Source organism: Collimonas sp. OK242, from assembly GCF_900107095.1.
Classification (GTDB): Bacteria; Pseudomonadota; Gammaproteobacteria; order Burkholderiales; family Burkholderiaceae_D; genus Collimonas.
Map to the genome: position 1 here is coordinate 1 of NZ_FNOR01000016.1, position 18,988 is coordinate 18,988.

General features: G+C 58.8%; 14 protein-coding genes and 1 pseudogene. 5 read left to right on the forward strand and 10 right to left on the reverse strand.

All coding sequences use genetic code 11. The features are described from left to right. The 6 genes and pseudogenes from BLV81_RS17480 to ilvD all read right to left on the reverse strand — a co-directional run. Positions 1-292 (reverse strand): annotated as a pseudogene (locus BLV81_RS17480) (helix-turn-helix domain-containing protein); the annotation flags it as partial. 130 nt (positions 293-422) lie between these two features. Continuing rightward, positions 423-1,388 carry a hypothetical protein gene (locus BLV81_RS17485; RefSeq protein ID WP_092358610.1) on the reverse strand — a complete coding sequence of 322 codons (966 nt, stop codon included), beginning with the start codon at positions 1,386-1,388 and terminating at the stop codon, positions 423-425. Next, positions 1,388-4,042, reverse strand: a complete 2,655-nt coding sequence (mutS, locus tag BLV81_RS17490) for a DNA mismatch repair protein MutS (RefSeq protein ID WP_092358612.1) — start codon at positions 4,040-4,042, stop codon at positions 1,388-1,390. Before mutS ends, BLV81_RS17485 begins: the two co-directional genes overlap by 1 nt. Positions 4,043-4,224: 182 nt before the next feature. Then, positions 4,225-5,124 carry a hypothetical protein gene (locus tag BLV81_RS17495; RefSeq protein ID WP_092358614.1) on the reverse strand — a complete coding sequence of 300 codons (900 nt, stop codon included), beginning with the start codon at positions 5,122-5,124 and terminating at the stop codon, positions 4,225-4,227. Between the two features lies 1 nt (position 5,125). Next, positions 5,126-6,355 (reverse strand): TIGR03862 family flavoprotein, encoded by a 1,230-nt coding sequence (locus BLV81_RS17500; protein ID WP_255365318.1) that lies wholly within the window; start codon positions 6,353-6,355, stop codon positions 5,126-5,128. Positions 6,356-6,727: 372 nt separating this feature from the next. Further along, positions 6,728-8,602 carry a dihydroxy-acid dehydratase gene (gene ilvD / locus BLV81_RS17505; protein WP_092358811.1) on the reverse strand — a complete coding sequence of 625 codons (1,875 nt, stop codon included), beginning with the start codon at positions 8,600-8,602 and terminating at the stop codon, positions 6,728-6,730. Positions 8,603-8,920: 318 nt separating this feature from the next. On the opposite strand from ilvD, the gene metC reads away from it, so the two are divergent. After that, the gene (metC, locus tag BLV81_RS17510) at positions 8,921-10,120 is read left to right on the forward strand and encodes a cystathionine beta-lyase (RefSeq protein WP_092358618.1); all 1,200 of its coding nucleotides are present in this window, start codon (positions 8,921-8,923) and stop codon (positions 10,118-10,120) included. A 51-nt stretch (positions 10,121-10,171) separates the two neighbouring features. On the opposite strand, the gene BLV81_RS17515 is transcribed toward metC, so the two are convergent. Then, positions 10,172-10,639 (reverse strand): Lrp/AsnC family transcriptional regulator, encoded by a 468-nt coding sequence (locus BLV81_RS17515; protein ID WP_092358620.1) that lies wholly within the window; start codon positions 10,637-10,639, stop codon positions 10,172-10,174. A gap of 225 nt (positions 10,640-10,864) precedes the next feature. Here BLV81_RS17515 and BLV81_RS17520 point away from each other — a divergent pair, with 225 nt between their 5' ends. After that, positions 10,865-12,793 (forward strand): autotransporter outer membrane beta-barrel domain-containing protein, encoded by a 1,929-nt coding sequence (locus BLV81_RS17520; RefSeq protein WP_143036369.1) that lies wholly within the window; start codon positions 10,865-10,867, stop codon positions 12,791-12,793. Positions 12,794-12,871: 78 nt separating this feature from the next. On the opposite strand, the gene BLV81_RS17525 is transcribed toward BLV81_RS17520, so the two are convergent. Both BLV81_RS17525 and BLV81_RS17530 read right to left on the reverse strand, forming a co-directional pair. Then, entirely contained in the window at positions 12,872-13,477 is a 606-nt protein-coding gene (locus BLV81_RS17525; RefSeq protein ID WP_092358624.1) for a DUF2242 domain-containing protein, read from the reverse strand. Between the two features lie 112 nt (positions 13,478-13,589). Further along, complete coding sequence (locus BLV81_RS17530; RefSeq protein WP_255365319.1) at positions 13,590-14,441, reverse strand: metal-dependent hydrolase; 852 nt, start codon at positions 14,439-14,441, stop codon at positions 13,590-13,592. A gap of 155 nt (positions 14,442-14,596) precedes the next feature. On the opposite strand from BLV81_RS17530, the gene BLV81_RS17535 reads away from it, so the two are divergent. The 3 genes from BLV81_RS17535 (at position 14,597) to selD (ending at position 17,489) form a co-directional block, all read left to right on the forward strand. Beyond that, complete coding sequence (locus BLV81_RS17535) at positions 14,597-15,214, forward strand: TetR/AcrR family transcriptional regulator (RefSeq protein ID WP_255365320.1); 618 nt, start codon at positions 14,597-14,599, stop codon at positions 15,212-15,214. A 95-nt stretch (positions 15,215-15,309) separates the two neighbouring features. Further along, positions 15,310-16,371 (forward strand): tRNA 2-selenouridine(34) synthase MnmH, encoded by a 1,062-nt coding sequence (gene mnmH / locus BLV81_RS17540; RefSeq protein ID WP_092358629.1) that lies wholly within the window; start codon positions 15,310-15,312, stop codon positions 16,369-16,371. Positions 16,372-16,430: 59 nt separating this feature from the next. Beyond that, positions 16,431-17,489, forward strand: a complete 1,059-nt coding sequence (gene selD, locus BLV81_RS17545; protein WP_092358631.1) for a selenide, water dikinase SelD — start codon at positions 16,431-16,433, stop codon at positions 17,487-17,489. 30 nt (positions 17,490-17,519) lie between these two features. On the opposite strand, the gene BLV81_RS17550 is transcribed toward selD, so the two are convergent. Further along, positions 17,520-18,980 carry a PepSY-associated TM helix domain-containing protein gene (locus BLV81_RS17550; protein ID WP_092358633.1) on the reverse strand — a complete coding sequence of 487 codons (1,461 nt, stop codon included), beginning with the start codon at positions 18,978-18,980 and terminating at the stop codon, positions 17,520-17,522. Positions 18,981-18,988: the final 8 nt, after the last annotated feature.

Consider the following 18,988-nt stretch of genomic DNA (forward strand, 5'->3'; position numbering starts at 1 on the left):
TCTGCCTTTCTTCCCGCAGTTGCCGTTCTAGCTCTTTGATTCGTTGCTCAGGGGTTAACGGCTTGGCCGGTTCATTTGTCATGGTCATTCTCCGCTTAGTTCGGCCCCTCGGACTCGTCCAGTCCTGTAAGCCGTGTTTGCGACACCATACCAAAACTGTCGACCGACCCTGGATTCCATACCGCTTTTGCGCTTCTTTGTACGTTATCTCGCCTTTTTCTACTTGCTCGACAACGCTCAATTTAAAAGCCAGGCTGTAATCCCGTTGACTACGCTTAGTCCCTTGCTCCATCTGACACTTCCTTTCTTCATCGGAAAAGTGTCAACTTATTTCAGGACGGGTCAGGTGCAATAAAAAAGCCGCAGGCCATCATGTTCTGCGGCTTTTTTTTCAGGTGATTCCCTGTCTCTCTGCGAGATGGCTATCGCCGCGAAAGCGTCTGCGGATCGGCCGGCTTACCGAGTTCGAACAGTTTAGGGTTGGCTGGATTCACGGTTATTTTCAGCCAGCCGCCCGGGATTTCCAGATCCCCCAGATTGTGTTGCCAGACTATGCTGGCCGGGTGTGGCGAACTGCTGCCGCGTGGTCCGTGAATGACTAGCACCTTGCCTTCAAAATGCGCCGCGTGTGAACTGATTTTCTGGCGGATCTCGGAAAACCCGTCGCGTTTGACATTAAAGTCGAAGACGCGGTGACGCTGGGTTGCCAACGGATCGCCATCGCAAAACAGGACAACCGCATCCGACTTCTTCTGCGATGCATTCAGGAAAATGCGCTGCAGCCATTCCCGGTTGGCGATTTGCCGGTCCTCGAATTCGCTGTTGCGGCCGCCTTCTGCCAGATAGTGATTGTTGGCGGCCGGCAGGTTGATCGTGGCAAATACCACATTGCCGATTTCCCAGCGCGCATTCTCCACGTAGCTGCGAAACTTGGGCGAGGTCGATTGCCTGATCAACGGAATCTTGCTGTCGCCAAAAGAAAATTCGTCAGAAAAGAACAAGTCGCGGATCCGGCTCAGGCGCTCTGCTGCGGCCGAGCGGTCGGCCGAAGTTTTGCACGCCACCCAGTCGCTGGCCGATAAAGATACGATCAAGCCGTTTTTTGCACTGTTCAGCAATGCCTTGCGCTGGTTGTATAACTTGTCGGTACACGGTTCGCTGCTGGCCTTGATGCCGTTTGCCACAACGAAGGCAAGATTATCGGCGTCGGTTTCGCTGATGGCGTCGCGTAACGGGATTTCATCCGCGCCGCTGCGAAAGACATGGGCGATGACGCCAAAACTGAAATTGGCGGTTTCCGCCTGCGCAGCGCCGCAGCCTGCCGTCAGCGCCAGCGCTAGCAATAAGGCCGGCCGAAGCGGCAGTTTGCGGCAGGCAAAGGCGTTCATCAGATTTTCTGCGCCGTAGTGAGATGCTTCAGGCGATATAGCTGTTCCAAGGCTTCACGCGGGGTCAGCGCGTCGGGATCGATACTATCCAGGGCAATCATCAGCTCGCTATCCAAAGTCCGGTTGTCGCTGGCAGCATCGGCATCCATATTGGCCACTTGCGCAAACAGATCGAATTGCGGCGTCGGCTGCATCGATTGCGATTCCAGCAAAGCCAGATGCTTGCGGGCGGCGCGGATCACAGGCGGCGGCACGCCGGCCAGCTGCGCTACCTGCAAGCCGTAACTCTGGGATGCCGGACCGGCTTGCACTGCATGCAGGAAGACGATGCTGTCCTTATGCTCGACGGCGGACAAATGCACATTGGCTGCCGACGGGTGCAAATCAGGCAATTGGGTCAGCTCGAAATAGTGCGTCGCAAACAGGGTGAAGCTGCGGGTGGCGTCGATCAGGTGACGGGCGATTGCCCATGCCAGCGCCAGGCCGTCGAAGGTCGAGGTGCCGCGACCCACCTCATCCATCAGCACCAGCGAATTCTCGCTGGCGCCGTTGAGGATGGCCGCCGATTCGGTCATTTCGACCATGAAGGTGGAACGGCCGCCGGCCAGGTCGTCGGCGGCGCCGATACGCGTGAAGATGCGGTCGATCGGACCTAGTACGGCGCTGTCTGCGGGCACGTAGCTGCCAACGTAAGCCAGCAGGGTGATCAGCGCCACCTGGCGCATGAAGGTCGATTTACCGCCCATGTTGGGGCCTGTGATCAGTAACAGCTTGCGTTCGGTGGACAGCTGGCAGTCGTTGGCTATGAAGCGTTCAATCTGTTTCTCGACCACCGGATGGCGTCCCTGCAGGATCTGGATCGCCGGTTCTGTCACCAGCTGCGGCACGCACCAGTCGTGGCGCGCGGCGTGATCGGCCAGGGCGACCAGCGTATCGAGTTGCGCCAGCGCGTGGGCGATGTTTTGCAAGGTGCCGATATGCGGCGCCAGATCTTGCAAAATCTGTTCGTACAGCGCTTTCTCGCGTATCAGCGCGCGTTCTTGCGCCGACAAAGCCTTGTCTTCAAAGGCCTTCAGTTCCGGCGTGATGTAGCGCTCGGCATTCTTCAAGGTCTGGCGCCGGCGGTAGTCATCCGGCACCTTGGTGGTCTGGCCGTGGGTGACTTCGATGTAGAAGCCATGCACCTTGTTATATTCGACGCGCAGATTGGCGATCCCCGTACGAGCCCGTTCGCGTGTTTCGAGGTCGACCAGGAACTGGCCGGCGTTTTCCGAGAGCCCGCGCAATTCGTCCAGTTCGGCGTCGAAGCCGGCGGCGATGACGCCGCCGTCGCGCACCATGGTCGATGGTTCGGTAGCGATCGCGCTTTGCAGCAACTGCAGGCAATCGACCGGGGTTTCCAGTGCGAATTGCAGCTCCTGCAGCAGCGGCGCCTGATTCTCGGCTTGATTCTCGTTGCCGCACATGGCGATGTCGGCGCGCAGGGAATCCAGTTGCAGCAAGCCGTCGCGCAAGCCGGCCAGGTCGCGCGGCCGCGCTGACAGCAGGGCGATGCGGGCGGTGATGCGTTCGATATCCGGCACGGCGCTCAGCGTGCCGGAGATGGCGCTGCCGGCATCGGCTGCGATCAAGGCGCCGATCGCGGCGTGGCGGCCGCGCGCAACCGCTTGATCACGCTTGGCATGGTGCAGCCAATGACGCAGCAAGCGCGATCCCATCGCGGTGCGGCAGTGGTCCAGCAGCGAAAACAGGGTGGGCGCGCCCGATGACGCATCCTGGCCGCGTATGGTTTCGGTGAGTTCCAGGTTGCGGCGGGTGGCGGCGTCGAGGCCGATGAATTCGTTTTCGGTTTCGACCGTGAGCGTGCGCACATGCTGCAAGCCTTTGCCCTGCGTCGACTGGGCATAGCGCAGCAGGGCGCCGGCAGCGCCGATAGCGGCGCTCAAACCTTCGGCGCCGAAACCGCCCAGGCTGCCGACTGCGAGCTGGTCCAGCAAGGCCTTCTTGCCGTGGGTAATATCGAAGTGCCATTCCGGCACGGTGGTGGTCTTGTCGACTACGTTGCCGGCCAACATGGCTTCGACCATGTCAGCCACCAGAATCTCGGCCGGCGCGATCCGTTCCAGCTCCTGCTTCAGCAGGGTATCCAGGGTATCCGGATCGCAAGCGAATTCCATCATCTTTAGCATGCCGCTGGCCATCGACAGCCATGCCAGACCAACCTTCATCACCTTGCGTTGCTGGGTAACGTACAGCGCCAGCAAAGGCTGGTCCGATTTTTCCGGCAGCAGGTTGGAGTCGGTCAAGGTGCCGGGCGTAATCACGCGCAGCACTTTTCTGTCGACTGGCCCCTTGCTGGTGGCCGGGTCACCGATCTGTTCGCATAAGGCCACCGATTCGCCGAGCTTGATCAGCTTGGCCAGATATTGATCGGCAGAGTGGAACGGTACGCCGCACATCTTGATCGGCGCATTGTTGTAAGTGCCGCGTGCGGTCAGCGTGATGCCCAGCAGGCGCGCGGCTTTTTCCGCATCCTCGAAAAACAGTTCGTAAAAATCTCCCATCCGGTAGAACACGAGCGTGTCCGGATAGTCGGCCTTGATGCCGAGATATTGCTGCATGCCTGGTGAAACTTTTTGTGCCGCTACCGTCATCGGGCGGCCCGTTGTCGAAAATTTGATTGCATTAAATGGGTTCTTTCTCAGGCGCGGAATCGTGTCTGATCTCTAATATTCGGGAATAGGCAATATTGTAAGCGGAACAAGGCTTACCGGCTATTTCTTTGCAGTTTAAGATACCTCGCCACGCAAGACGCCTGCTTGGCTAAACCAGGTGCTTATCGAGGTGGCGCGCTATCCTGGAAAAACATTTCCCGCATCAGGAACTGTTGCAGTTCGGCGGTATCTTTCAAGCGGGCGCTGAGCGTAATGACACGGCCCAGGCGTTGCGAGCGCCAGGGAATGTCGGTGCTGGTTTTCTTGCGGATCATCTCTATCATTTTATTGACGATGGCCATTTCGATGCTTTCATCGCCGCCGCGCTCCACGGGGATATTCTGCTGCGCGCTGCGGCTGGCGCTGGCGTTCCAGCCGCGGAAAATCAAGCTGGCTCTGAACGGCGTTTTATCGCGCACTTGGAATATGCCGCCGGATTTATCCTTGTCGATACCCATCCAGCCTCTTTGGGCCTGGATGTTGGCGCGTGCGATGTCGTTCGGCGATTGCGGCGCTTCTTCCGCAGTCTCGCCGGCTTCGGCGCGTTCCTGGGCCTGGGCCGCTTCGCGCCGTTCACGTGCGGCCTGGATGTGCGAAGAAAAATCCTCCTGTACCGATTGCTCGTACTTAGGCGCATCGGGCGGCGGCGGGATGGTCGCTTGCGGTGCCGCCGCAGGGCGGGCGGCGAGCTTGCGGACCTGTTCCTGTTTTTGCTCTGTCTTGCGCGGCTTGGGCGCGGATTTCGGCTTGGCCGGAGGCGTCTGGAGTTTGGGCGGCGGCACGCTGCTGGGCGCCGGCGCGGCGCTGATGAGCAGCAATCCCATATCGCCAGGCGGTGGCGACATGGGCATCTCGACCGACAGCTTGGTCAGCAAAAACCAGATGCCGATGATGTGGACCAGGACGGAAACCACCACGCCAACGGTCTTGGAAATGCGCCATTGACCGGCCTGCTGCTGCTCTGCCTGCGATAGTTCGCCTGGATTCACACTTCCTTCCCTCATCAATTCAGCCGTCGTCATGTTACCGTAACCAGTTTAAAACGCCGTTGCCGGCAGCCCGTCCGGAGGCCAGGCAGGCAGTTAGCAGGTAGCCGCCGGTGGGGGCTTCCCAGTCGAGCATTTCGCCGGCGCAAAAGACGCCCGGCAAGGCTTTCAGCATGAGCTGCCGGTCCATGCCTTCAAACGTGACACCGCCGGCGCTGCTGATGGCTTCATCGATAGGGCGGGCGGCCAGCAAGGTCAAGGGCAAGGCCTTGATGGCGTGCGCCAGAAGCAATGGATCCGCAAAATCGGCGGCCGCGACCAGCTCCCGCAGCAAACCGGTTTTCACGCCTTTCAGTCCCAAACGGCTTTGCAGGTGGCTAGACCAGGAGCGCGCGCCGCGCGGCCGCGTGACTTCGTCGATCACCCGTTGCAGAGGCCAGTCCGGCAGCAGGTCGAGCTGAATCATCGCTTTGCCGCTGGCGGAAATCCGGTCGCGCAAACCGGCCGACAGGGCATAAATCAAGCTGCCTTCAATGCCTTCGGCGGTAATCACGAACTCGCCTTGCTTACGCGATGCAGGCAGACCGACATCCTCAAGTTCTACCGTGATGGCGACCGATTTCAGATGGTCGCCGGCAAAGCGGCTACGAAAATATTCACTCCAGCCAATCTCGAACCCGCAGTTGGAGGGCTGCAGCGGTGCGATGGCAATTTCGCGCTGGCTTAACAGCGGCACCCACCTGGCATCCGAGCCCAGGCGCGCCCAACTGCCGCCACCTAGCGCCAGCACTACGGCGTCGGCGTTGACGGTTTGTTGTCCTTGCGGCGTGTCGAAACACAGTGTTCCGGCTTCGGTCCAGCCCAGCCAGCGATGACGCATGTGAAGCCGCACACCGGTCTGGCGCAAGCGATGCAGCCATGCGCGCAGCAACGGTGCAGCTTTCATGTCGGTCGGGAAAACGCGGCCGGATGAGCCGACGAAGGTGTCGATGCCCAGTCCATGGACCCATTCGCGTAACGCCTCCGGAGTGAACTCGGCCAGCAGCGGTGCTATCTGCGGCGTGCGCGATCCGTAGCGGGACAGGAAGGCGTCGTAGGGTTCCGAATGGGTCAGGTTCATGCCGCCTTTGCCGGCCAGCAGGAATTTGCGGCCGACCGAAGGCATGGCGTCGTAAACATCCGCTTGCACGCCGCCTGCGGCCAGCGCCTCGGCAGCCATCAGGCCGGCAGGGCCGCCGCCAATAATGGCGACTGTTTTTCTTTGCATTCCGGAATTATTCAACGACGTCATCTGTTGCTAGATGCCAATCCGATAGTGTGGTTTAGGGAGTAGCGTTAACGGGAAGACATGCAGGGACTGCCATAAGATTCGCCAGGGAATCGGTTGCGGTAATGTCGTGCAGGATCTGCCACAGGAACGGTTCGCAACTTTACCATATCGTGATGAAGAATATGGCCTTTGGGGGCGAGTCTGCCAAGAGCGAAAATTGAGCGCCGGCAAGGGAGTAGAGGCAAAAAGAAGCCGGTTTGGGCCGGCCTCTTTTACAGAGAGTTACATTTTTATTGCTAAATAAACGTTACGACATAAGTGCGTATATGCATATGTAAACGCGAATCGACGTACAAACCGGCATCTCGCTTAACGTTTCAACTGGCTGATGTCGCGCACTGCGCCACGGTCGGCCGACGTTGCCATGGCGGCATAGGCCTGCAATGCCTGCGACACGTAACGCTGGCGGTTGACCGGCTTCCAGGCATCCTTGCCTTTGGCTTCCATCGCAGCGCGTCGTTGCGCCAGTTCGGCGTCGCTGATTTTCAGGTGCATGCGGCGCTCAGGGATGTCGATTTCGATGGTGTCGCCTTCCTCTACCAGGCCGATGGCGCCGCCTTCTGCCGCTTCCGGCGAGGCATGGCCGATCACCAGGCCGGACGAACCGCCCGAAAAACGGCCATCGGTGAACAGCGCGCAGGATTTACCCAGGCCCTTGGATTTGATATACGAAGTCGGATACAGCATTTCCTGCATGCCGGGGCCGCCTTTCGGTCCTTCGTAGCGGATGATGACGACGTCGCCGGCATGGACCGCATCGCCCAGGATCGCTTCCACCGCGTCATCCTGGCTTTCGAACACGCGCGCGCGGCCGCTGAACTTGAGGATGCTTTCGTCGACGCCTGCGGTTTTAACGATGCAGCCGTTTTCCGCCAGGTTGCCGTACAAGACCGCCAGCCCGCCGTCTTGCGAATATGCGTGCGCCTTGTTGCGGATACAACCGTTGTCGCGGTCGGTGTCGAGGCTGGTGAAGCGTCTTTCCTGAGAAAACGCGACCTGGGTCGGCACGCCGCCGGGAGCTGCGCTGAACAGCTTATGCACGGCCGGATCCTGGGTCTGCGTGATGTCGTTATTGGCGATGGCGTCGGCCAGGGTCTTGGCGTGAATCGTCGGACGGCTGGTGTCGAGCAAGCCGGCGCGCGCCAGTTCGCCCAGGATGCTGATGATGCCGCCGGCGCGATGCACGTCTTCGATATGGTATTTGTCGGTCATCGGCGCTACCTTGCACAGGCAAGGCACATGGCGCGAGATGCGGTCGATATCGGCCATCTTGAAATCGACTTCGGCTTCCTGCGCTGCGGCCAGCAGGTGCAGCACGGTATTGGTCGACCCGCCCATGGCGACGTCCAGCGTCATGGCGTTTTCAAACGAGGCTTTGCTGGCGATGGTGCGCGGCAGGACCGAGTAATCATCTTGCTCGTAATGGCGTTTGGCCAGTTCAACGATCAGGCGTCCGGCGCGCAGGAACAATTCCTTGCGGTCGGCGTGGGTGGCGAGAATGGTGCCGTTGCCGGGCAGGGCCAGGCCGAGCGCTTCGGTCAGGCAGTTCATCGAGTTGGCGGTAAACATGCCGGAGCAGGAGCCGCAGGTCGGGCAGGCCGAGCGTTCGATTTCAGCGATGTCGGCGTCGCTGACTGAGGCGTCGCCAGCCTTGATCATGGCGTCGACCAGGTCGATCTTGAAAATCTTCTGATCGATCACGGCCACGCCTGGCAGTTTTTCGACTACCTTGCCGGCTTCCATCGGCCCGCCGGAAACGAACACTACCGGGATATTCAGGCGCATCGCCGCCATCAGCATGCCCGGGGTGATTTTGTCGCAATTGGAGATGCACACCATGGCGTCGGCACAGTGGGCGTTGACCATGTACTCGACCGAATCGGCGATCAGTTCGCGCGATGGCAGCGAGTACAGCATGCCGCCATGGCCCATGGCGATGCCGTCATCGACCGCAATCGTATTGAATTCCTTGGCGACGCCGCCGGCTGCTTCGATCTCGCGCGCAACCATCTGGCCCAGGTCCTTCAGATGGACGTGGCCCGGCACGAATTGGGTAAACGAGTTGACCACCGCAATGATCGGCTTGTCGAAATCGCCGTCTTTCATGCCTGTGGCGCGCCACAGGGCGCGGGCGCCGGCCATGTTGCGGCCGTGAGTGGTGGTGCGGGAACGATATTGCGGCATGATTTGCATCTCCAGAAATAATGGCTTGAGGGCTGGCCCTAGAGTGCCTTGCCCATAACGCCATGTCAAATATATGATTTGTGCGGTAGTAATATGATTTACATATATATCGGATTGGATGATTTTGCGGATGTAGAGATAGGCGGGCTGCGGATTTTCTTGTTGTGTTGGTAATAATTTCCTTTAAATATCAAAATATTAGAAAAATATTCCAATAAATCATAATTTCGGGCGATTTGTTGCAATAATTTTCCACGTCCACAACTCTACAATAGACCCAGGTAATCTCGCCGTACAGTTCAGCATGGAGTACTTCTTATGTCTTCCGATAATTCTTCGGCTTCCCCGGCCACGCATGTCGATACGCAGTTGGTGCATTGCGGCCGCGAGCCGGCGCGTTTCGCGGGAATGGTCAATACGCCGGTATTCCGCGGTTCGACCATCATCGCCAACAACCTGGAAGACTGGGAAGCCAGCCGCCAGATCGACAATCCGATGTCCAACTACGGCCGTTTCGGCACGCCGACCACCCGTTCCTTCGAGCAGGCGATCGTGACGCTGGAAGGCGGCCACAACTGCCTGGTGTTTCCATCGGGTTTATCCGCCTGTACCCATAGCATCATGGCTTTCGTCAAAAGCGGCGACCATGTGCTGATTACCGACAGCGTGTACGGCCCCACCCGCACCTTCGCCGATCGCGTACTGCGCCGCATGGGGGTTGAAGTGGAATATTTCGACCCTCTGATCGGCGGCGAAATCCGTACCTTGCTGCGGCCGAATACCAGCGTGGTGTTTGTCGAGTCGCCTGGATCGTGGACCTTCGAGGTGCAGGATATTCCGGCCATCGCGGAAGAAGCGCATAAAGTCGGCGCCTATGTGTTGCTCGACAATACCTGGGCTACACCGCTGTTTTTCAAACCGTTCGAACACGGCGTCGATGTGTCGATCCACGCCGCTACCAAATACATCGTCGGCCACTCGGATGCTTTGCTGGGCGTCGCCAGCGCCAATGAGCGAGCCTGGTGCATCCTCAAGCACGGCGCCCACGATTTCGGCCAGACTGCCGGCCCGGACGATATCTACCTGGCCTTGCGCGGCATGCGCAGCATGGCGGTACGCCTGCGCCAGCACTGGGAGAGCGGCATCCAGCTGGCGGAATACCTGCGCACGCAGCCGTTGGTCGAGCGGGTATTGCATCCGGCGTTGCCATCCGATCCCGGCTATAAACTGTGGCAGCGCGATTTCCTTGGCGCCAGCGGCTTGTTCACGGTTGAATTGAAAGAGGTCGGTCGTCCTGCGCTGTCTAAATTCTTTGAAAGCTTGCAATTGTTCGGCATCGGCTTGTCGTGGGGCGGCTTTGAAAGCCTGGCTTTACCGCTGGACAAGCCGCCTACCCGGGTAGCGTCGGCGACGACTTACCAGAATCCCCTGGTGCGGGTGCATGTCGGCCTGGAACATATCGATGACCTGATGGCCGACATGGGGCAGGCTTTCAAGTGCATGGAGCAAGCGTTGTAGCTGAAGCTGTAACTCAAACTGTAACCCAAGCCGCAATCCGGGCGGACCGCATCAGTCCAGTCCGGCATAATCGAGCGGCAACGCAGTAGTGTGCTTGATTTGCTCCATCGCGAAGCTGGCGTTGACGTCGAACAGCGCGTTCGACTGCGTCAGCTTCTGGTATACCGCGTCGTAGGCAGCGATGTTCGGCACCACCACTCGCAACAGGTAATCGATGTTGCCGCTCATGCGGTAAAACTCCACCACTTCGGGAATCAGTTTTACCGTGTTGCTGAATTGGGCATACCAGTTGGCGTTATGCTGATTGGTCTTGATCGAAACGAATACCGTCACGCCGACATTCAGCTTTTCGGCATCCAGCAGCGCCACCCGGCGCAACACCACTCCATCTTCTTCCAGTTTCTGTATGCGGCGCCAGCACGGCGTCGACGACAGATTGACCTTCTCGGCGATTTCCGCCACCGGCGTGCTGGCGTCTTCTTGCAGGATGGCGAGAATTTGTTTGTCTATTTTGTCCATGGTCGGTTTGAATTTAGAGGGCGGCCTGCGCCGGTTTTTGGCGGCGAACGTAACACAGTTTGGCACAAATGGCGCGAAAACCAGCGCGTTTGGCAAGCCAAGTGGTGCCGGCGTGCATGGCGGCGTTGCATTCCGAGTGTTTTGTCTATGCAGTTTGATTGACAACGGTGTCGGGCTGGCAGATATTAACGACGCAATACCTATAAATACAAGAAGGAGACACAATTGCAATTATCATTACCCAAATTCCGCCTGCGCCCCATGGCCCGTGCGTTGACGATGGCGACACGCACCGCGGCAGTATGCGGCGCCGGCTTGGTCATTTGTGCGCCGGCAAGCGCCGCGAATTTTTCCCAGATGGTGTTTTTCGGCGATTCGCTGACTGATAGCGGGTATTTCACCGGCGTCGGCAGGCAGCCATCGTTTACCACCAATCCGGATCCGGTCTGGGCCCAAATCGTGGCCCACAAATACGGCACCGCCGCCAATCCCGCCGCGGTGCTGACGCCGACTGGCGCCCAACCTGCCGGCGGTACCGATTACGCCGTCGGCGGCGCCCGCGTTACCAGCCAGAACGGCTGGCCCGATGCCGCCACAGCGCCTTTGGTGCCGACTGTCACCAGCCAGGTCCAAGGTTATCTGGCCGCCAATCCGAGACTGGACAGCAAAGGCTTGTATGCGGTCTGGGCCGGCGCCAACGATGTGTTCGGCTACACCCAGACGAATATCGCCGGTTTGCTCAATCCGGCGACGCAAATTGCTACCGCGGTGCAAACCATCCAGCAAATTACCGGAGAAGCCGGCAATGTGGTCGGCCTGGTCAAGCAATTGCAGCAAGCCGGCGCCGGCACCGTGGTCGTGATCAATTTGCCCGATATCGGCCGCACTCCGCAGGGAGCGTCGATTCCGGCACTGTCCACCTTGTGGACCGCGGCCTCAACCAGTTTCAATGCCAGCCTGAATAGCGGCTTGAGCAAGCTGGGCGGCAATATCGTTGCGCTCAACGCCTTCGGCCTGGTGAGCGAAGCGATTGCCAATCCTGGTCTGTACGGCTTTACCAATGTCACCACGCCGGCCTGCACCACCAGCTCATCTTCGACCTGCACCACATCGACCCTGGTTGCGCCGAATGCCGATAAGACCTACCTGTTCGCCGACGGCGTTCATCCAACCGGCGCCGGTCATGCGATTCTTGCGCAATACATCGAATCGGTATTGCAGGCACCCGGTCAGATCGGCATGCTGGCGGAAGCGCCGCTGGCTGGCGCGCAAACCTTCACCCGGGTGATCGACGACCGTCTGCGCCTGACGCCGCGGGCGGGGCAGGTCGAGGCTTATGCCGCGTACGACAATACCCACCAAAGCCTGGATCACAACGGCAATAATCCTGGCCTGGATGGTTCGTCCAACAGCTTGTCGGTTGGCGTCGACTATGCGCTCAATCAAAACGTTACGGTCGGCGGCGCTTTCGGCTTTGCCCATAACCGGGCCAATTTCGGCAGCGATACCGGCGGTTTCAAGCTGGATCAGGCCATGCTGTCGGCCTATACCCAATACCGTGACGGCGCCTGGGCGCTTAGCGGGCTCGGCATGGTCGGCTCGCTGCAGTACAACGACGTGACGCGTAACATTGCTTTGGGTACGTCCACCCGCAGCGAGACCGGCAGCACCAATGGCCATCAATTCTTGTTGCGCATCGGCGGTCAATATGATGTCGACCTTGGCGCAGCTGTCCTCAGCCCGGTTGGCACCTTGACTTGGCAGCAAGTCCATGTCGGCGGCTATATGGAACACGGCAACGACAGCACCGCGATGAACTTTCAATCGCAAAAGCGTAACTCGCTGGTCTCCAGCCTGGGCGCCCAGGTCAGCAGCAAGCTGGCGCTGGGCAAATATACGGTGCAGCCGTTTGCCAAGCTGGCGTGGGAAAAAGAGTTTGAAGACAGCGAGCGCGATGTGCGCGCCAACGTCGTCGGCATGGGCGGCAGTTTCGGTTTGCCGGCGTATCTGGGGCCGTCCAATAGCGCACGCCTGGAGCTCGGCGCCAGCATCGCATTGGCGACTGATTTCAGCGCTTACGCCAGTTACAGCGGCCAGTTTGCAGGCGGTAACAAGACCAATTCTTTCCAGGTGGGCTTGAAGAAGGCGTTTTAAGCGATACGCTGAAGTTTGGGAAAGAAATTGCAGGCCGCTAGCGTTTTCATGCACTAGCGGCCTTTTTCTTGTGCGGTGTTATTCCGCAGTTTTTGCCGTAGGTTTGACCGGCAGCGCCGGCTTATCCTCGAGGTCCGCCAGCGGCAAACCGCTGTCAAGACCCAGGTAGTGTTCGATCAAGCCGAAGAAGCGGTCATAGAATTGGCCGGCTGGAATCGTCTCGCTGGCGACCTTGACTAAGGAGTCGGAGCTGCTGCCGATCGGCATCGAGACCGAACCCAGCACGCTCAGGCCGACGCTGGCGGAGTTGTTGGTTTTCTTGAGCGCGTAACGATCCTGGGTGGCGCTGACAAACAACGTGGTGCTTTTACCCAGCTTGCCGTTAGGCGCGCACACTACATGGAATTCGATTTCCACGTGCACATCGCTTTCCGGCTGGAAGTGTTTGTGACCGTCAACCAGTTCGTCCTTGGCCTGCTTGATGATGTAACCCTGGCTCAGCAAGGTGCGCCGCGCCGCTTCGCAGGTAGCTGGAGCGGAGGTGGCGAAATCGTGGGAAAAAGTGCTGGTTTCGCTGAATTCCTCGCCTTGATAGACCGTGGGTTTGGCGGTCGAGCAGGCGCCAAGGGCGCCGGCCAGCAAAACCGGCAGCGCGGCGCGCGAGAAGCTGTACATCCTGGGCATAAACGAAAACTCCTTGAATCGACTAGTTTGAAACCGCGGATGGCATTTTAGTCCATCGCGGCTTCAATATTCAGGCGATTCGACAGAAGTTCAGGAGTTTCGTTGCAATTGCTCAAGCCTCTTTCATTCCGCGCACGATGGAATAATGCTCTGAATTGGCGGCAAGCCATTCTGCGGCCAGTTCCCGGTTGTCATGCTGCCAAGGATGAAAGTCGCGTTTCAGGTAGCTGAGCAGAGGAACGGCAGTGAGCCAGACCAGGCCGTGGCGGCCGAAAAAGAAACGCCCGGCATCGATCCAGGTGCCGGGTTTGAACAACACGCCGTCATGCCAGAGATTGTTGATGGTTTGCTTGGTTGCCATCACGTTAAGGCGCCGCATGGCAAAGGCATACCAGCGCAGCCGCTTCCTGTAACTGCCGCCTAGCGTGCGATACAAATCGAATGCAACCGCCTTGTGTTCGGTTTCTTCCACCGCATGCCAGCGCCACAGCGTCGCCAGCATCGGGTCTGCGCCTTCCAGCACTGCGGGGTAGCGCAAGGTCAGATCGGCCAGCACCGCAGTGTAGTGTTCAAAGGCGGCGGTAACGGCCAGCTTGCTTAATCCCGGCACATTACGCTTGTTGCCCAAGGCGATCATGTCGGCGGCCCAGTGCTGCCAATGATTGACCAGGCCCTGTTTTTCCAGCTCGGCGTTGTACAAGGTATGCACCCGCCGGTGGGTGGCCTCCTGGCCGACAAAATCCTGGATGGTGGCGTGCAGCGAGGCGTAGCTGGCTTCCGCCGGCAAGGACAACGCGCAGGCGCGCACGGAATCGATGAACTCTTGTTCGCCGACCGGAAAACTCATCGACAAGGCATTGAAGAATTGGGTGCGGAAAGCTTTTCCAGCCAGCCAGTGGCGCGGGAAGCCTTGCGACAGGTCGACCAGTAGTTTTCTTACCATTAACGGATTGGATGTGTTCACGGACTGCCTTTATGGATTGGCGATATCGGGTAACGACATGAAGCCACGATAGAAGTACTATACTGAGCTTTACTCAGTTTTTAAACTCGCAAGTTGCTCAGTTTTTGACAGGTGTTGACATGGCTAGGCGTAATTCCGATTCTTCCTCTGAAATAATGCGAAAATTACCCACCCAAGAGCGTGCGCAGCGCACTATCGAGACCATTTTCCAAACCACTGCTCATATTTTGGAAAACGAAGGTGAAGCCGGCCTGACCACCAATAAGGTGGCTGCAAAGGCCGGTTTTTCGATTGGCACCCTGTATCAATATTTTCCGAGCAAGGAGGCCATACTGACCGCGCTCATCGCGCGCGAGCGGCGGCGCGTGATGGATGAGCTCGATGCATTGATGGAAAGCGCCGAAAGCCAGATAGACCAGCTCGATCCGCAAACCTTCCTGCGCCAGTTCATCCGCATCAATATCGAAGGTCTCGGCAGCGGCAGAAGCGCCAAGCGCGCGATGATCCGTTTTGCCTGGCAACACGATCATCACGACGATGTTACTCAGGCCTTGCGCGAGACGGCGGAACGGATTGCCATCAGCATGCAAAGAATCCACCATCCAAAGTTGAGGCCGCCCACTCCGGCCATGATGTTCGTCGTTACCCGGGCCGTTATCGGCGCCATTCGCAGCGCTTCGCTGGAAAAATCGCCGCTGCTCGGCAGTATTGAATTTGAGGATGAACTGGTGCGGCTGGCCTGGGGGATGTTGTCGCAGCAGGATGACGCCTGACGAGTGTGCGCGATTTAATGGGGAGGCGGCGCAAATGCTTATAATGCATGACAACTGTCGTTCCGCCAGCCAAAAATTGATTTAGAAAAACGCGAATGAAATACCCGGCATTGCTCTCTTTTCAAGAAATCCTTCCTCAACTCAAGCAATTCGATGCCATCATCGATGTCCGCAGCCAGTCGGAGTTTGCCGAGGATCATATTCCCGGCGCCATTAACTGCCCGGTGCTGGACGATGCGCAGAGGGTGCAGGTGGGGACCATGTATAAGCAGGTCAACGCATTCGAAGCGAAAAAGCTGGGCGCGGTGCTGGTCGCGCGCAATATTGCGTCCCATATCGAAACGCAGTTTCTCGATAAGCCGCGCGGATGGACGCCTTTGGTTTACTGCTGGCGCGGCGGCAACAGAAGCGGCGCCATGGCGCACATCATGGCAAAAATCGGCTGGCCGGTGGTGCAGCTCGATGGCGGCTACCAGAGCTACCGCAGGTACGTCAACGCCAGCCTGGCCGAACTGCCGCAGCGCTTCCGCTTCAAGGTGATTTGCGGCCCTACCGGCAGCGGCAAGAGCCGCTTGCTGCAAGTGCTGGCGCAGCAAGGCGCGCAAGTACTCGACCTGGAGCAGATGGCGGCGCATCGCGGTTCGGTGCTGGGCAATTTGCCGACCGAACTGCAACCTTCGCAAAAGACTTTCGAGAGCCGTATCTGGGAATCGCTACAGCATTTCGATCCGCAGTATCCGGTATTCGTCGAATCCGAGAGCAAGAAGGTCGGCAATCTGCGCGTGCCGGAAGTATTGATGGAAATCGTGCGCAGCTCGCCATGTTTTGCAGTTGCGCTGTCGCGGCCGGATCGGGTGCGGCTGCTGTTGGAAGACTACGCCCACTTCGTTGCTGATCCCGCCTTGTTGAATACCCAGCTGGCTTGCCTGACCTACGTCCACGGGCGCGAAAAGGTCGCGTATTGGCAGCAGCTGAGTTCATCTGGCCGGATCGAGGAACTGGTTGATGAGCTGTTGCTGAAACATTATGATCCGGCCTACGGGCAATCGATCAAGAGAAATTTCGATCAGTTCTCCGAGGCGCAGATACTGGATCTTCCTGATATTTCAGACAGCACTTTTCAACGCGTGGCAAGACAGCTGCACCAAGATAAATAAGCCCGGATGAGGCGTATGCTTCATTTACATTCTTTACAGACTCCAATTCCAGGATCCCTATGTCCGATCTCGCTGAACCAAACATCAAACTGACTTCCTTTTCACACGGCGGCGGCTGCGGCTGCAAGATCGCGCCGGGGGTGCTGGCGGAAATCCTCAAGAACTCGAACGGCTTCCCGCTGCCGAAAGAACTGATGGTGGGGATTGAAACCGCCGACGATGCCGCCGTCTATAAGCTCAACGAGGAACAGGCCCTGATTGCGACCACCGATTTTTTCATGCCCATCGTCGACGATCCCTATGATTTCGGCCGCATCGCCGCCACCAATGCCATTTCAGATGTGTATGCCATGGGCGGCACGCCGATCATGGCGCTGGCCCTGGTCGGCATGCCGATCGACAAATTGCCGCTGGAAGTCATCGGCAAGATTTTACGGGGCGGCGAGTCCATCTGCGCGGAAGCAGGCATCCCGATTGCAGGCGGCCACACCATCGATTCGGTCGAGCCTATCTATGGCCTGGTCGTGCTGGGGCTGGTCCATCCGTCCAAGGTCAAGCGCAACGCCGGCGCCAAGGCAGGCGATAAGCTTATATTGGGCAAGCCGATCGGTGTCGGCATTCTGGCGGCAGCATTGAAGAAGGGCGCGCTGGACGCCGCCGGTTATGCGGCACTCATCAGCAACACCACCAAACTGAATAAGCCAGGCCGCTTGTTGTCTGAACTGGCTGGCGTTAACGCCTTGACCGATGTTACCGGTTTTGGATTGCTGGGACATATGCTGGAACTGGCGCGCGCCGCGAAATTATCGGCCAGGCTCGAGATGGGGGCGATCCCCTTGTTGCCGCAAGTGCAGCAACTGGCCGAGCAGGGATATATCACCGGCGCCTCCGGCCGCAACTGGAACGGCTACGCGCATGACGTGACGCTGGCCGACAGCATCACTGCGGTACAGCGCAGCTTGCTGAGCGACCCGCAGACGTCGGGCGGCTTGCTGGTCTCTTGCGATCCCGCCGCGGTGGAGCAGGTGCTGGAGCTGTTCCGGCGCGAAGGTTTTGCCGACGCTGCCGTCATCGGTGAAATGGCAGCAGGCGGCAATCGTGTGGAAGTCGTTTCCTGACTGGGTTTGGATGCAAGCGGTTCAGGCAATTCAGGCCCGCTTTCTGAAAAACAGCGTGTCGCCCAGCCATACGGCAAGCATCGTCACTCCCATCAGTGGAAAGATGATACCCAAGATCGCCATATAGCTTTTCCAGCGTGCGATCGACGGCGTCGGCTGCAGTACGCGTTTTGGGGCGCCGATGGAGTTTGGCGGGCGGCGCTGCCACCACATCACGAATCCGGTGACAGCCATCCCCAGCAGGGTCAATGAAATAGCCGCGCAAATAAGCTGGTTGGCCAGGCCGAAATATTCTCCCATGTGCAGCGCAACGCCCAGAGTCACCAGCTTGGAGACCGCGCTGTAATCGGAAAAGCGCAGGTCTTTCATGATTTTTCCGCTGTACCGGTCGATATGCAGCGTGCGTTGCCGATCAAGATCCGAGCGCACGAATTCCCCGGCCCCCGGTGCATAGGATGCGGTGAATACATCGGCGCTTTTAACGGGCAGCGCCAGCTGATACGTCTGCATGCCGTTGTGCGCAGCGATTGCCACTACCTGGTCGATCGCCAGCGGTTGATGCTGCAGATCCTGTAGCATGTGCTGTGACACCGGCACAGTAGTCGCGCCCACCGCCCACGGGATGTCGGCAAGAGGCAGGTCCTGCATCTTCTTCGGCACGGTTGGCATATTCGGCATGCGCGCCGTTGCACCATGGCCGTCTGCCGGCGCGTCCGCCCCGTGGGTGTGTGTGCTCTTTGCCGCCGCCGGCGGTTGCGCAAAGCTGGCCCAGGTGACGACAGCCTGGAAATTCTTGCCCCAGAAGCCAGACCACGGCAAGCCGCTCATGATGAAGAACACCGCGCCTATCGAGACCCAGATGCCGATCACCAGATGCAGCTCGCGCCAGACGGCACGGCCGCGCAAGCCGAGGCGGGGCAGCACGGTCCCCCACACCGAAAACCGTTTGCGCGGCCACCACAAGGCGATGCCGGTGCCGACCATGATCAAGCTCCAGCAGGCCGCCAGCTCCATCAGCCAGCCGCCCCATCTTCCCAGCAGCAAATCGCGATGGATTTGGCGCACCTGTTGCATCAGCCTGTGCTCGACGCTGAGCGTACCTAACACCTGGCCGGTGTAGGGATTGAGGTAGACGCTGCTGCTGTCGCCGGAAGGCAGGCGAAATACCGCTTCGGTGCTGCGCCTTGGATCCTGGCTGACGGCAATTGCGCTGGCCGTGGCATCAGGCGGCAGCGCGCTGGCGGCGATGCTCAGCAGTTTGTCGTAGCCGAGCCTTGCCTGCGTGCTGACGGGTACAAACAATTTGTCGCCGTAGAGAACGTTTTCTATTTGCGGTTTGAATACATAAATTGCGCCGGTAATCGCCAGCACGACCAAAAAGGGCATCACGAATAAGCCGGCATAAAAATGCCAGCGCCACAGGATGCGGTAATTGCGGGATGAGACTGAACTTGTCTCATCCTGCGCGTGCAGCGGAATGATTGTATGCATGACTGTTC

What these genes read in the sequence shown, in the direction of transcription:
- BLV81_RS17485 (WP_092358610.1), bottom strand. Translation starts at nt 1,388, where the DNA reads ATGAACGCCTTTGCCTGCCGCAAACTGCCGCTTCGGCCGGCCTTATTG.
- mutS (WP_092358612.1), bottom strand. Translation starts at nt 4,042, where the DNA reads ATGACGGTAGCGGCACAAAAAGTTTCACCAGGCATGCAGCAATATCTC.
- BLV81_RS17495 (WP_092358614.1), bottom strand. Translation starts at nt 5,124, where the DNA reads ATGACGACGGCTGAATTGATGAGGGAAGGAAGTGTGAATCCAGGCGAA.
- BLV81_RS17500 (WP_255365318.1), bottom strand. Translation starts at nt 6,355, where the DNA reads ATGCAAAGAAAAACAGTCGCCATTATTGGCGGCGGCCCTGCCGGCCTG.
- ilvD (WP_092358811.1), bottom strand. Translation starts at nt 8,602, where the DNA reads ATGCCGCAATATCGTTCCCGCACCACCACTCACGGCCGCAACATGGCC.
- metC (WP_092358618.1), top strand. Translation starts at nt 8,921, where the DNA reads ATGTCTTCCGATAATTCTTCGGCTTCCCCGGCCACGCATGTCGATACG.
- BLV81_RS17515 (WP_092358620.1), bottom strand. Translation starts at nt 10,639, where the DNA reads ATGGACAAAATAGACAAACAAATTCTCGCCATCCTGCAAGAAGACGCC.
- BLV81_RS17525 (WP_092358624.1), bottom strand. Translation starts at nt 13,477, where the DNA reads ATGCCCAGGATGTACAGCTTCTCGCGCGCCGCGCTGCCGGTTTTGCTG.
- BLV81_RS17535 (WP_255365320.1), top strand. Translation starts at nt 14,597, where the DNA reads ATGCGAAAATTACCCACCCAAGAGCGTGCGCAGCGCACTATCGAGACC.
- mnmH (WP_092358629.1), top strand. Translation starts at nt 15,310, where the DNA reads ATGAAATACCCGGCATTGCTCTCTTTTCAAGAAATCCTTCCTCAACTC.
- selD (WP_092358631.1), top strand. Translation starts at nt 16,431, where the DNA reads ATGTCCGATCTCGCTGAACCAAACATCAAACTGACTTCCTTTTCACAC.
- BLV81_RS17550 (WP_092358633.1), bottom strand. Translation starts at nt 18,980, where the DNA reads ATGCATACAATCATTCCGCTGCACGCGCAGGATGAGACAAGTTCAGTC.